Origin of the sequence: Streptomyces sp. NPDC058751, from assembly GCF_042746485.1 — a bacterium.
GTDB lineage: Bacteria > Actinomycetota > Actinomycetes > Streptomycetales > Streptomycetaceae > Streptomyces.
The window spans coordinates 1-13238 of record NZ_JBHYPZ010000070.1; the positions used below are offsets into that span (position 1 = coordinate 1).

The 13238-nt window shown below is 73.0% G+C and carries 11 protein-coding genes; 3 read left to right on the forward strand and 8 right to left on the reverse strand.

Translation table 11 applies throughout. The features are described from left to right. Positions 1-128: 128 nt before the first annotated feature. From ACFW6B_RS39095 to ACFW6B_RS39105, 3 genes are all read right to left on the reverse strand, one after another. Positions 129-1073, reverse strand: coding sequence for a DUF2690 domain-containing protein (locus tag ACFW6B_RS39095; protein WP_386604296.1), 945 nt, complete (start codon positions 1071-1073; stop codon positions 129-131). 365 nt (positions 1074-1438) lie between these two features. Beyond that, positions 1439-2044, reverse strand: coding sequence for a DUF3017 domain-containing protein (locus ACFW6B_RS39100; protein WP_386604298.1), 606 nt, complete (start codon positions 2042-2044; stop codon positions 1439-1441). Then, entirely contained in the window at positions 2034-2888 is an 855-nt protein-coding gene (locus tag ACFW6B_RS39105) for a bifunctional methylenetetrahydrofolate dehydrogenase/methenyltetrahydrofolate cyclohydrolase (protein ID WP_386604301.1), read from the reverse strand. The genes ACFW6B_RS39100 and ACFW6B_RS39105 overlap by 11 nt, the downstream gene beginning before the upstream one ends. Before the next feature lie 333 nt (positions 2889-3221). Between ACFW6B_RS39105 and ACFW6B_RS39110 the strand changes: the two genes are divergently transcribed. Beyond that, positions 3222-3824, forward strand: a complete 603-nt coding sequence (locus tag ACFW6B_RS39110) for a hypothetical protein (RefSeq protein WP_386604303.1) — start codon at positions 3222-3224, stop codon at positions 3822-3824. 121 nt (positions 3825-3945) lie between these two features. Here the strand turns inward: ACFW6B_RS39110 and purH are convergent, their stop codons facing one another. Next, positions 3946-5535: a bifunctional phosphoribosylaminoimidazolecarboxamide formyltransferase/IMP cyclohydrolase gene (gene purH / locus ACFW6B_RS39115; protein WP_386604305.1), complete on the reverse strand. Its 1590-nt coding sequence runs from the start codon at positions 5533-5535 to the stop codon at positions 3946-3948. Then, entirely contained in the window at positions 5532-6152 is a 621-nt protein-coding gene (gene purN, locus ACFW6B_RS39120) for a phosphoribosylglycinamide formyltransferase (RefSeq protein WP_386604307.1), read from the reverse strand. The genes purH and purN overlap by 4 nt, the downstream gene beginning before the upstream one ends. A gap of 416 nt (positions 6153-6568) precedes the next feature. Between purN and ACFW6B_RS39125 the strand changes: the two genes are divergently transcribed. Further along, positions 6569-7432: a hypothetical protein gene (locus tag ACFW6B_RS39125; RefSeq protein WP_386604309.1), complete on the forward strand. Its 864-nt coding sequence runs from the start codon at positions 6569-6571 to the stop codon at positions 7430-7432. A gap of 105 nt (positions 7433-7537) precedes the next feature. On the opposite strand, the gene ACFW6B_RS39130 is transcribed toward ACFW6B_RS39125, so the two are convergent. After that, positions 7538-9385: a DUF6350 family protein gene (locus ACFW6B_RS39130; protein WP_386604311.1), complete on the reverse strand. Its 1848-nt coding sequence runs from the start codon at positions 9383-9385 to the stop codon at positions 7538-7540. A 108-nt stretch (positions 9386-9493) separates the two neighbouring features. Here ACFW6B_RS39130 and ACFW6B_RS39135 point away from each other — a divergent pair, with 108 nt between their 5' ends. Beyond that, the gene (locus tag ACFW6B_RS39135) at positions 9494-10762 is read left to right on the forward strand and encodes a helix-turn-helix domain-containing protein (protein ID WP_386604357.1); all 1269 of its coding nucleotides are present in this window, start codon (positions 9494-9496) and stop codon (positions 10760-10762) included. A 145-nt stretch (positions 10763-10907) separates the two neighbouring features. Here ACFW6B_RS39135 and sucD read toward each other — a convergent pair whose 3' ends face one another. After that, positions 10908-11792, reverse strand: a complete 885-nt coding sequence (gene sucD / locus ACFW6B_RS39140) for a succinate--CoA ligase subunit alpha (protein WP_386604313.1) — start codon at positions 11790-11792, stop codon at positions 10908-10910. A 21-nt stretch (positions 11793-11813) separates the two neighbouring features. Continuing rightward, a complete protein-coding gene (sucC, locus tag ACFW6B_RS39145) occupies positions 11814-12992 on the reverse strand; it encodes an ADP-forming succinate--CoA ligase subunit beta (RefSeq protein WP_386604315.1) in 1179 nt (392 codons plus the stop codon). Positions 12993-13238 lie beyond the last annotated feature (246 nt).

Consider the following 13238-nt stretch of genomic DNA (forward strand, 5'->3'; position numbering starts at 1 on the left):
TGCCGGTACATCACATGCCCGTCGCCACCGACGGTCACATCTCCGTCCAACGGCGACGGGCGGATGTACCGGCACGGCCCCGACCCACCCACCGGAGCGAACCCGCGACGGCCGGCGCAGCGAACCCGCTAAGCGGTGCACACCACCCGCCCCGACCCCAACGTCACGCAGACCTTCACGTCACCGGCGCCCTTCACCACGACCATCGGCGTGTACGTGTACACGTCCGTGCCCACGACGGCCGCCCGCCTCACCGCAGCCGCACCCCCGGCCACCGTCGACACCTCGACCCGGTCCCCCGCGGCCCCCCGCGTGACCCGCCCCCAAGCCGCCCCGCACGTCTCGCTGTACCGCACCTCCACCAACGCGGTCCCCACCGTGACACTGGTCGCCGTCGTGGCCAGCAGACGCCCGCAGCCCATGTTCTCGGGGTCCTTCCCCGCACAGGAGGCCCCGCCGCACCTCGCACCGGACGGCAGACCGGCCCGAGCGCCCACGGAGGCCGCCGGCCTCTTCGGCGTACCACCGGCGGCCTCCTTCCCACCGCCCCGGGTGAGATGGACAGCGGCCGCGACGACGACCACGACGCCCAGGACACCGGCGAGAAGCACCGTCATCCGCCGCGCGGAACCCTTCCCCGAACCCGAACCCGAACCCGAACCCGCACCGGCCCCAGCACCGGCACCTGCACCGACACCTGCGCCCCCCTCGGGACCCGGTACGGCCACGGCCACGGCCGCAGCCCGAGCCCCGGACAGCCGGAGGGCGTCCATCGTCGTGTCGTGGCGCGCCTCCGCCCGGCTCCAGGCACGCTCGGCCCGCTCCCACAGCGCCGCCGTCCGCACGGGGTCGGCCCCGGCCACCTCCGCCACCTCGGCCAGCGCGATGGCCGCCCCCTTGGGCGCGAGCAGCGTGCCGTCCAGGTAACGCTCCCAGGACGTCCGGCTGTAACCCGTACGGTCGGCCACGGCCGCGACGTCCAGCCCGCTCCGGTCGACGATCACTCGCAGCCGGCCGACGAACTCGGCGACCTGCGGATCGAGTTCGTCCGCCAAAGCCTTCCAACGAGGCATTCTCTCCCCCACTCCCCTGGACGCCCAGTGTCCCACCGGCACGGACGCCGAAGCGGAGGCCCCCGGGAAGGACGACGACAACGACGGCCCCGCGGACCGGAATTGAACGGATGCCGTCACACGGCGCGCAGTCCGTGCCGGAATGGTCACTTCCGTGCCACAGCAGACCGCAAGCTGTTGAACAGCCCGTTCCCGTGCACAAGGGTTGACCCCGGGCGGAACACTCGCCCGATCGCGGCCCGTCCTTGACTCGGGGGAGAGGACGGGCCGCCGTCGTTCCCACGCCCCGGGGGAACGACGAAGCCCGCCCTCCCCCCGGAGGGAGAGGACGGGCCATCGGCACGCACACGCGTGCCGTCAGTCGTTCAGCGGACCGTGAAGTGCAACGTGTCGTCGAGGAACGGTATCTCCAGCAACGGGTGGGGCTGCGCCATCAGCGCGAGCACCACGATGGCGAGGCCCAGGACGCTGTAGGTGACCACGTCCGTGAAGCGGGAGCGGACCGCGAGCATGCCGACGCTGGGCAGCATCCACCGCATCACGGCGCCCGTGAGCAGCGCGGCGCCGATCAGGATCGTGCCGACGCGGAACACGTCGAGCGCGGTGAGCAGCAGGCCGAGCGCGACGGCGGACAGCACGGTGAGGATCGGCCACTGGCGCGCGGGCGCCGGGGCGTCTCCGGGCGCGGCCCGGCCGCCGCCCTCGGGCCGTGCGGTGTCCCGTGTGAACAGCGGGAAGCGCCGCGTGGTGCGCCGCGGCTCACCGTGGGCGTCGGGCGCGCTGATCGCGTCCCGAACGGTCACCCCGTCACCCTCGGCCTCGGACCCGGCCCCGGACCCGGCCTCAGCCCCGCTCTCGACCCCGGCCCCAGTCCCGGCCTCGACCTCGGCCGACCCCTCGACCTTCGCCCCGACCCTGGTCTCGGCCTCGGCCCCGGCCTCGCTCTCCTTGATCCTGCCCTCAGCCGACACTGCGCTCCGCCGCTTCCACCACGTTGACGAGGAGCTGGGCCCGGGTCATCGGACCGACACCGCCCGGGTTGGGGGAGATCCAGGCGGCGACCTCGGCGACGTCGGGGTGGACGTCTCCGACGATCTTGCCCTCGGCGCTGCGCGAGACACCGACGTCGAGGACGGCGGCGCCCGGCTTCACGTCCTCGGCCCGGATCAGGTGCGCGGAACCGGCGGCGGCGACGATGATGTCGGCGCGCTTGAGGTGCGCGGAGAGGTCACGGGTGCCGGTGTGGCACTGGGTGACCGTGGCGTTCTCGCTGCGCCGCGTGAGCAGCAGCGGCATCGGGCGCCCGATGGTCACACCGCGGCCGACGACCACGACCTCGGCACCCTTGATCTCCACGCCGTAGCGGCGCAGGAGCGTGAGGACGCCGTTGGGGGTGCAGGGCAGCGGGGCGGGCTCGTTGAGGACGAGGCGCCCGAGGTTCATCGGGTGCAGGCCGTCCGCGTCCTTGTCCGGGTCCATCAGTTCCAGGACGCGGTTCTCGTCGATGCCCTTGGGCAGCGGCAGCTGGACGATGTAGCCGGTGCAGGCGGGGTCCTCGTTCAGCTCGCGGACCACCGCCTCGATCTCCTCCTGCGTGGCGGTCGCGGGCAGTTCGCGCTGGATGGAGGCGATGCCGACCTGGGCGCAGTCGCGGTGCTTGCCGGCGACGTACTTCTGGCTTCCGGGGTCGTCCCCCACCAGGATCGTCCCGAGGCCGGGCGTGATGCCCTTCTCCTTCAGGGCCGCCACGCGGACGGTCAGGTCGGACTTGATCGCGGCTGCGGTGGCCTTGCCATCGAGAATCTGGGCGGTCATGCCCCCCATCCTCCCGGATGACGCGGTCCAGGTTCCAATCCGGGTCCGCGCCGGCCCCGGAACGGCCCTCCGGACACCTCCCGAGAACCGTCGAACGGCCTTCCGGCCACCTTCGACAGCCACCGAACGCCCGATCCACCCACAATCCGGCCATGATCACTCATGTTGCACTTGAGCAACACATACGGAAGGGCGCTGGACAAGTAAGAGTCTGCTAAAGAACGATGAGCACACAGTGTCGCGGGCAGTACCGGGGGGACGAACCGCTCTGTAGAAATTCCTCCGAACCGTGCCGCGCGTAGTCCCCGCACCAGGCAACGGAGGAAACCCGCCATGAGTTTCGGCGACCCGAACAACCCCTACGGCCCGCCGCCGCAGCAGCCTCCCGCCGCCCCGCCGGGTGCCCCGGGCTACGGGTACCCGCAGGCCCCGCCCGGAGTGCCCCCGCAGGGCTACGGCTACCCGGCCGCTCCGCCCCTCCAGCCGTACGGCTACGGCATGCAGCCGATGGAGATGCCCGGTCTGATGAAGACCGCGCGCGTGTTCCTGTTCATCCTGGCCGGCCTCCAGTTCCTCAGCGGTATCTTCATCGGCCTCTTCATCGGTGCGGCCCAGGACGTCTCCAACGGCGTCGGCACCGGTGACAGCACGGACAGCCTGGCCGGTGTCGGGTTCCTGGTCGCCGCTCTCGTGATCGGACTGGGCGCCCTCTCGATCTTCCTCGGCGTCAAGTTCAAGAACGGCGGCGGCGGCATCCGCGTCACCACCATCGTCTACGCCTCGCTCATGCTGCTCGGCTCCGTCGTCAACATAGCGAACGGTGCGAACGGCTCCGCCACCTTCGGCGGGCTGATCTCCCTGGTCATGGGCGGCATCATCCTCGCCTCGATGGTCGGCAGCTCCGCCTCGGCGTGGTTCGGCCGCCCGCGGTACTGAGCCCGCGCACCGCCGCACACGTCCAAGGGCCGTGTCCCGCCCCGTACAGGGGGAGACACGGCCCTGGTGTTCGTACCGCCCGCCGCCGGCCCGTGCGCGCACGGGCCGGCGCGGTCGTGACTCAGTGGAAGAAGTGCCGCGTACCGGTGAAGTACATCGTGATGCCGGCCTTCTTCGCGGCCTCCACGACCAGCTCGTCGCGGACCGAGCCGCCCGGCTGGACCACGGCCTTGACGCCCGCGTCGGCGAGGATCTCCAGGCCGTCGGGGAACGGGAAGAACGCGTCCGAGGCGGCGTAGGAGCCGCGGGCGCGCTCGGCGCCGGCCCGCTCGACCGCGAGCTTCGCGGAGTCGACGCGGTTGACCTGCCCCATGCCGACGCCGACCGAGGCGCCGTCCTTGGCGAGCAGGATCGCGTTGGACTTCACCGCGCGGCAGGCGCGCCAGGCGAAGGCCAGCTCGTCGAGCTCGCCCTCGCTCAGGGCGTCTCCGGTCGCCAGCGTCCAGGTCGACGGGTTGTCGCCCGGGGCCTGGAGCCGGTCGGTGACCTGGAGCAGCGCGCCGCCGTCGACGGGCTTGATCTCGACCGGGTCGGCCGGGGCCCGGTGGGCCCGCAGCACGCGGATGTTCTTCTTCTTGGTGAGGGCCTCGAGGGCGCCGTCCTCGTACTCGGGCGCGACGATGACCTCGGTGAAGATCTCCGCGACCTGCTCGGCCATCTCCTTGGTGACCGGCCGGTTGACCGCGATCACACCGCCGAACGCGGACAGCGGGTCACAGGCGTGCGCCTTGCGGTGCGCCTCGGCGACGTTCGACGCGACGGCGATCCCGCACGGGTTGGCGTGCTTGATGATCGCGACGCAGGGGTCCTCGTGGTCGTACGCGGCACGGCGCGCGGCGTCCGTGTCCGTGTAGTTGTTGTACGACATCTCCTTGCCGTGCAGCTGCTCGGCCTCGGCGAGGCCGCCCGTGCCGGAGGTGTAGAGGGCGGCGGGCTGGTGCGGGTTCTCGCCGTAGCGCAGGGTGTGCGCGCGCTGCCAGGTGGCGCCGAGGAAGTCGGGGAACTGCGAGGTGTCGACCGGCGCGTAGTCGGAGGCGAACCAGGAGGCGACGGCGACGTCGTACGCGGCCGTGTGCTGGAAGGCCTCGGCGGCGAGCCGCTTGCGGGTGCGCAGGTCGAAGCCGCCGCCCTGGACGGCGGCGAGGACGTCGGCGTAGCGGTCGGGGCTGGTGACGACGGAGACGGAGGGGTGGTTCTTGGCCGCCGCGCGGACCATCGAGGGGCCGCCGATGTCGATCTGCTCGACGCACTCGTCGGGGGTGGCCCCGGACGCGACCGTCTCCCGGAACGGGTAGAGGTTGACGACGACGAGGTCGAAGGGCTCGACGCCGAGCTCGGCGAGCTGCTGCCGGTGGCTGTCGAGACGCAGGTCGGCGAGGATCCCGGCGTGGACCTTGGGGTGCAGGGTCTTGACGCGGCCGTCCAGGCACTCGGGGAAGCCGGTCAGCTCCTCCACCTTGGTGACGGGCACACCGGCCGCGGCGATCTTCGCGGCGGTGGACCCGGTGGAGACGAGCTCGACGCCGGCGGCGTGCAGCCCGCGGGCCAGCTCCTCGAGGCCGGTCTTGTCGTACACGCTGACGAGCGCGCGCCGGATGACCCGCTTGGTGCCCTCGGTGCTCTCGGCCGTGACTGTGCTGTCGGCGGTCACTGGATAACTACCTTTCGTCCCTCAATGCGATAGCCGTTGCGGGCGAGCCGCCCCACGACATCGACGAGCAGCCTTCGCTCGACTTCCTTGATGCGCTCGTGCAGAGCGCTCTCGTCGTCCTCGTCCCTGACCTCCACCACGCCCTGCGCGATGATCGGTCCGGTGTCGACGCCGTCGTCGACGAAGTGGACGGTGCAGCCGGTGACCCGGGCTCCGTACGCGAGCGCGTCACGGACGCCGTGGGCTCCGGGAAAACTGGGCAGCAGCGCGGGATGGGTGTTGACGAACCGTCCGCCGAACCGGGCGAGGAATTCCTTCCCCACGATCTTCATGAACCCGGCGGACACGACGAGGTCGGGCTCGTACGCGGCGGTCGCCTCGGCGAGCGCCAGGTCCCAGTCGTCCCGGCCCGCGTGGTCCTTGACCTTGCACACGAAGGTCGGGAGCCCGGCGCGCTCGGCCCGCGCGAGCCCCTCGATGCCGTCCCGGTCGGCACCGACGGCCACGATCTCGGCCCCGTAGGCCGCGGGCCCCGCCTCCGCGACGGCGTCGAGCAGTGCCTGCAGATTCGTACCTGATCCGGAGACCAGCACGACGAGGCGCTTGGTCTTGGCCACGAGGGGGCCCTTTCTCGGGGGAGCGTTTGTACGGTCGTACGAATGCTTCGCGCCCCGGGATACGGGGAAGTCTACGAAGCGGTCGACCGTCAGCAACGATACCGGCACACCGGGCGGCCCCCACGGGACGGGGGCGAGGGCGGAAGGTAGCGTCTGGGGAGGATCCACCCGGGAACGCTCCCGGCACGGGGAACGCCCTGTGCACGCGGGACGTTGACCTGGGGCGGGAACGAAGGTCCGGGGCGTGGCCCCGGCACCACCTGTCGCACGGGTTCCGGCCACACCCGGAACGCGTGCCCGGGGGTACGAAGCTCGGGGCGCGAGTCCGGAGTGCGAGGCTCGGGGCGCACGCCGCGAGCGCGAAACCGTGTGTACACACCGCCTGCCAGAACCACCAAGGGGAAGACGCTCACCTGATGCCGGACCGCAGTCTCCGACTCCCTCCGCTCCTGCTGCGCGAGCAGCGCTCTCCGTCCACCCCTCCGAGGCCGGGCGAGGACGGCCCCACCGGCGGGCCCGGCTCCGCGCACGGGAACGGCGGCGGCCCGGCGGGCGGAAGCGGCGGCCCCTCGGACGAGCGCGGCCCCGACACACCCGGCACTCCCCCGTCCGGCCCGGCCTCCGGCCAGGAGGACAACCCGTTCGCACCACCGCCGGAGGGGACGCCCGACCGGCCCTGGCAGCCGCGCCGGCACGGACCGGGCTCCGGCGAGGGCGACGGGGGCGGACAGCAGGGCTCCGGGCGCTCGCCCTGGGGCAGCCAGTGGAGCGACCGGCAGCCCGGCCCTTCCGACGGCGGCGGTTTCGGCGACCGGCCGGGCGCGCCGCAGGGTCAGGGCGGCCCCGAGGGCCCCGGCGGCACGCCGGGCGGAGGCATGCGCTGGGACCCCACGGACCCGGCCCAGCGCCGCGCCCGCTACGCACTGCTCTCCGGCATGTGGGCTTTCTTCTTCGTCCTCTTCGGCTGGCCGTACGTGGCCCTGCTGCTGGGCGCGCTCGCCCTGTACTGGGGCGTCAGCTCGCTGCGCTCCAAGGCGCGTACGCCGGACCCCGGCGCCCCGGCTCCCGAACCCGGCACCCGTCCTCAGACGACGGCCGCGGTGAGCGGCATCGTCACCGCGTCGCTGGCCCTCGTGCTGGTCGCCGGGGTCTTCACCGCCCACCTCGTCTACAGCGACTACTACTCCTGCACGGACGACGCGCTGACGAACTCCGCGAAGCAGTCCTGCAACGACCTGCTCCCGAAGGACCTGCGCGGCCTGCTGGGCACCCGCGACTGACGACCGGCCGGCCTCCCCGCCCGGCCCGCCGCCGGGAGGGGAGGCCGGTCCGCACTCCGGCGGACCCGGCCGGGACGGGGACGGTCCGGTGAGGGCGGGTCCGGGTCAGCGGGGAGAGGCGTTCCCCTGGACGTCCGGGCCACGGTCCTCCGGTCCGTTCCGGTGCGTCACCTCCTCGGGATCCCCGTCACCCGTCCGGTCCTCCCGGTTCCCGTGGCCCTCCGCGTCCTCCGGTCCCCCCGGGTCCCCCGGCTCTGCCGCGGGAGGCCCGCTCGTTTTCCTCAGGGACTCCCACCGGGCCTCCCCCGACGTCTCCTCGCGCCAGGGGCCCGCCGTGGTCTCCCCCGGCAGCGGGTCGTACGGCTCGAAGGGGTCGCAGGAGTCGTACGGGTCATAGGAGTCGTACGGGTCGTACGCCTCGTACGGGTCGTGGCTCTCGACGGCGGACGACCGCACCGCGGGGTCGACCCCGCCCGACGCGGACACCATGCCCTGGGGCGGAACCGGCGGCACGGAGGCACCCCCGCGTCCCGGCAGCCAGGCGCGCAGCCACGGCCACGGCGTCCGTCCGGACCCGCGCGCGCCCCGGCGGGCGCCCGCTCGCCCGGCGTACGCGCGCCCCCTGCCCCGCCACCCGGCGGCGCCCGCCGCGACGGGGATCCCGACCACCGCCGTCCACACCGCCGTCGCGGGCCCCACCTGCCACCACACCGGCCCGAGGTGGGCCAGGGCGCGAACCCCCAGCGGCCCCCCGGCCAGCCCGGCGAGCACACCGAACGCGATCCCGCACCATCCCGCGGCGATGGAGACGACGACCACCGTCCACCCGGACCGCCAGGGCTCCTCCCGCCCCGGGCCCCCTCGCGCGGCCCCCGCCCGCACCGCGAACCACGCCACCGTCACGCCGGCGGCCAGCGGCACCAGCGCGGCCGGCCAGGTCGACGGTCCTCCGGACCCCTCCCGCGGCAGCGCCGCGAGCAGCGGGAACACGGGCAGCGCCTCGGTGGACACGTGCGCTCCCGGGACGGCCGAGGTCAGCGGACCGGCGACATGGCCCGCGCTCAGGACGACACCGGGCCCGAGCCCGTACGCCGCCCCCCACACGGCCGCGTTCGGCACCAGGACCAGACACAGCAGCAGGACGGCGATCCTGCCCGACCACGTCCCGGCGAGCTGCGCGAACGAGGCGCGGGCCGCGTCCCCGTGCCACACGAGCGACGCCGCCACGAGCAGGGCCCCGCCCGCGACGAGGACCGCGACCCCGGCCGCGGCGGCTCGCGCCGCGGCGCCGAGCACCCGGCCGTCGGCGAAGGCGGGACGGCGCGCGCCGGGGCCCGGACGCCCTCCTGGCCCCGGAAGCCCCGTCGCGGGCCGCCCTCCCCGCGACGGGCCCGGTCCCCACGGCCGCCCGTACGCCGTCCAGACCCCCGCGCCCGAGGCGGCCACCCCGAGGAGCGGCAGACAGACCGCCGCCCAGACGGCGGAGGGGCGCAGCGTCCCGCCCGAGGCGTACAGCACGGCGGCCCAGCCGACGGCCAGGTAGCCGGTCACGACCCCGGCCCACGCCGTACGCGGAGAGGACCCCGACGTGACGTCCGCCGCCTCCCGCGCGGCCCGGTGCAGCAGCCACACCGGGAGGACGAGCAGGAGGAGCGGCGTCACCCCCACCGGCATCGGCAGACCTGACAGGGTGTCGGTGCGGATCAGCTCCACGCCGTGGGCCAGCAGCCAGAGCGCGGCGGCGACGTGCAGCGCTCCGCCCGGCCCGCTGTCCGGGTACGGCGAGCTGATCCACAGCACCATGACGAGGACGGCGGACGAGGCGAGCCCGAGCCCCGCGGCGAACACGCCGCCCAGGAGGCTCGCGGCCAGTCCGGGTGATCGGTCGCGCATCCGGGTGAGCAGGTGCGACAACGAGAGCCTGCGGTCGGTGATTTGGGTCACGCCCCTCATGCTCCCAACGGCACGCTCTTTCTCCTCGCAACAGGCGAACCCTGGATGTGTCGCTCAATATGCAGTTATGTACTTTTTCGTACGAAGGGGCCTTCTGTGGAACCCGACCTGACACAGAGTCCCGCCACCCCGCTGCCGGCGCCCGAGGAACGCCGCCGTCTGCGCGAGAACCGGTCGCTGACCCAGGCCGACGTGGCCACCCGACTCGGCGTCAGCCGGTCGACGGTGCGCTCGTGGGAGAAGGGCCGTTCGACCCCGCGCGGCCACACGCGGGAGGCGTACGCGAAGCTGCTCCTGGCCGGTCCGGCCGACACCGGGCCGGACATGAGCCCCCCTCAGGAGGACATCACCCCCGAGCTCGTGGGGGCGGGAACGGGGGCGGCGGGGGCGGGGGGCCGGGCGGGCCACGAGGCCCTCTCCGTCGACCGCGGGGAGCGGGTCGGGGCGGGCGGGGAACGGGTCGACGCTGGAGAGAAACGTTCCGCCGGAGGTGGGGGGCGGTCCGGGCTCGACCGGGCCGAGGAGCGGCTCACCGAGGCGTGGCTCACCGAGGACGCCCACCCCGGCCTCCCGGAACCGTCACTGACGCCCGCTCAGGCGTTCGACGCCCTCTACGCGTTCTGCGCCCCCGCCCTCGTACGGCAGGCCTATCTGCTGACCGGGCGGCGCGAACTGGCCCGCGAGTCCGTGGAACGGGCGTTCCAGCAGGCCTGGTACCGCTGGCCCGAGGTGGCCGTGGACCGGGATCCGGCCGGGTGGGTGCGCGCGGCGGCGTACGAGTACGCGCTCTCCCCCTGGCACCGGCTGCGCCCCCGCCACCGTCACCCGGAGGCACCGCCCGCCGGCGCCGCCGACCGCGCCCTGCTCGACGCCCTCCTCGAACTGCCGCCCGTGTACCGCCGCACCCTGGTGCTGTACGACGGCGTGGGGCTCGGCCTGCCGGAGACCGCGGCCGAGACGGAGGCGAGCACGCCCGCGGCGGCCAACCGGGTGCTGCACGCCCGCGAGGCCGTCGCCGCGCGGCTGCCGGAGCTGGCGTCGCCGGAGGACCTGCACTGGCGGCTCGCCGAACTCGCGAGCGCGGAGCGGCTGCGTGCGGCGAAGCCGCGCACGGTCCGCTGGTACGGCGAGCGCCGGGCGCAGCAGTGGACCCGGGCGGCCATCGCCTTCACGGTCCTGCTGATCGGGGTGACCCTCCTGACGGTGGGCACGGCCCCGGACCACTACGAGGCCCCTCTCGCGCCGCCGGAGACCGTCCGCGGTCTGCCGCCCAAGACCGCCCCCGGGCCGCTCTCGGCGGCGGAGCTGAAGCTGCGCGCGAGGCTGAGGTCCCAGCAGATGAACGGCCCGGAACGGCTGGTCCCGGAGAGCCGCTGACACCGTGACGCCGGTACCGGAGGCAGTCGGGGCGGGGGGCGGTGACGCTGGAGGGCGGCGAGGCGGGAGGACGGTGACGTGAAAGGCCGGTGGGCCCGCACCCTCGAAAGGGTGCGGGCCCACCGGCGTCCGGTCGAGCGACGGCTCAGCCGGCGAGGATCTCGCGCGCGAGCTTGGCCGTCTCGGTCGGCGTCTTGCCGACCTTGACGCCCGCGGCCTCGAGGGCCTCCTTCTTCGCGGCGGCCGTGCCGGAGGAGCCGGAGACGATGGCGCCGGCGTGGCCCATGGTCTTGCCCTCGGGCGCGGTGAAGCCGGCGACGTAGCCGACGACCGGCTTCGTCACGTTGGCCTTGATGAAGTCGGCCGCGCGCTCCTCGGCGTCGCCGCCGATCTCGCCGATCATGACGATCAGGTCGGTGTCGGGGTCGGCCTCGAACGCGGCGAGCGCGTCGATGTGCGTCGTACCGATGACCGGGTCGCCACCAATGCCGACGGCGGAGGAGAAGCCGATGTCACGGAGCTCGTACATCATCTGGTACGTCAGCGTGCCGGACTTCGAGACCAGGCCGATGCGGCCCGGCTTCGTGATGTCGCCCGGGATGATGCCGGCGTTGGACTGGCCCGGGGTGATGAGACCGGGGCAGTTCGGGCCGATGATGCGGGTCTTGCCACCCTGCGCCACGGCGTACGCGTAGAACGCGGCCGAGTCGTGGACGGCGATGCCCTCGGTGATGACGACCGCGAGGGGGATCTCGGCGTCGATCGCCTCGACGACGGCGGCCTTGGCGAAGGCCGGCGGCACGAAGAGGACGGACACGTTGGCGCCGGTCTTCTCCATGGCCTCGGCGACCGTGCCGAAGACGGGGATCTCGGTGCCGTCGATGTCGACGGACGTGCCCGCCTTGCGCGGGTTCACGCCACCGACGATGTTCGTGCCGTCGGCCAGCATGAGCTTGGTGTGCTTCATGCCCGTGGCACCGGTCATGCCCTGGACGATGACCTTGCTGTCCTTGTTGAGGAAGATAGCCATGGCTGTTTAGTCCCTCGTCCCTTACTTCGCAGCCGCGAGCTCGGCGGCCTTGTCGGCCGCGCCGTCCATGGTGTCCACGCGCTGGACCAGCGGGTGGTTGGCGTCCGACAGGATCTGGCGACCCAGCTCGGCGTTGTTGCCGTCCAGACGCACGACCAGCGGCTTGGTGACTTCCTCGCCCTTGTCCGCGAGCAGCTGGAGCGCCTGGACGATGCCGTTGGCGACCTCGTCACAGGCGGTGATGCCACCGAAGACGTTGACGAAGACGGACTTGACGTCCGGGTCGCCGAGGATGATCTCCAGGCCGTTCGCCATGACCGCGGCGGAGGCGCCGCCGCCGATGTCGAGGAAGTTGGCGGGCTTGACGCCACCGTGGTTCTCACCGGCGTACGCGACGACGTCGAGGGTGCTCATGACGAGACCCGCGCCGTTGCCGATGATGCCGACCTCACCGTCGAGCTTGACGTAGTTGAGGTTCTTGGCCTTGGCGGCGGCCTCGAGGGGGTTGGCGGCCGCGTGGTCGACGAGCTCCTCGTGGCCGGGCTGACGGAACTCGGCGTTCTCGTCCAGCGACACCTTGCCGTCGAGGGCGATGACGTCGCCGGAGGCGACCTTCGCCAGCGGGTTGACCTCGACCAGGAGGGCGTCCTCCTTGATGAAGGTGTCCCACAGCGTCACCAGGATGCCGGCGATCTGGTCGGCGACCTCGGCCGGGAACTTGGCGGCCGCGACGATCTCGCGGGCCTTCTCCGGGGTGACACCCTCGTTGGCGTCGATCGGCGTCTTGGCGACGGCCTCGGGGCGGGTGGCCGCCACCTCCTCGATCTCCATGCCGCCCTCGACGGACGCGATGGAGAGGAAGGTGCGGTTGGTGCGGTCCAGGAGGAAGGAGACGTAGTACTCCTCCAGGATCTCCGGAGCGGTCTCGGCGATCATCACCTTGTGGACCGTGTGGCCCTTGATGTCCATGCCGAGGATGTCCGTCGCGCGAGCGACGGCCTCGTCCGGGGTGGCGGCGAGCTTGACGCCGCCGGCCTTGCCGCGGCCACCGACCTTCACCTGGGCCTTGACGACGGACTTGCCGCCAAGACGCTCGGTCGCCTCGCGGGCCGCCTCAGGCGTGTCGATGACTTCACCGGCCAGCACCGGTACACCGTGCTTGGCGAAGAGGTCCCTCGCCTGGTACTCGAACAGGTCCACGCGCGTCCGTCCCTATCAGTGATCTCGCGGTTCGTTGGATGCGTGGGCGTGCCGCGAAGGGCAACGTGACGTCCGCTTGTCACAAGGGTGGCGCACACGGTGTCCGAGCGCGCGGCATGTCCGTCTCGCAGGTTATCGCCGTGGGGCACGGGTCCCTAAATCGCAGCTCACACGACAGCGGTGATACCTGTCACAGATCGGGTCCCGGACCGGCCCTCACCAGGCCGGGAGCCGCCCTGTGAGGCC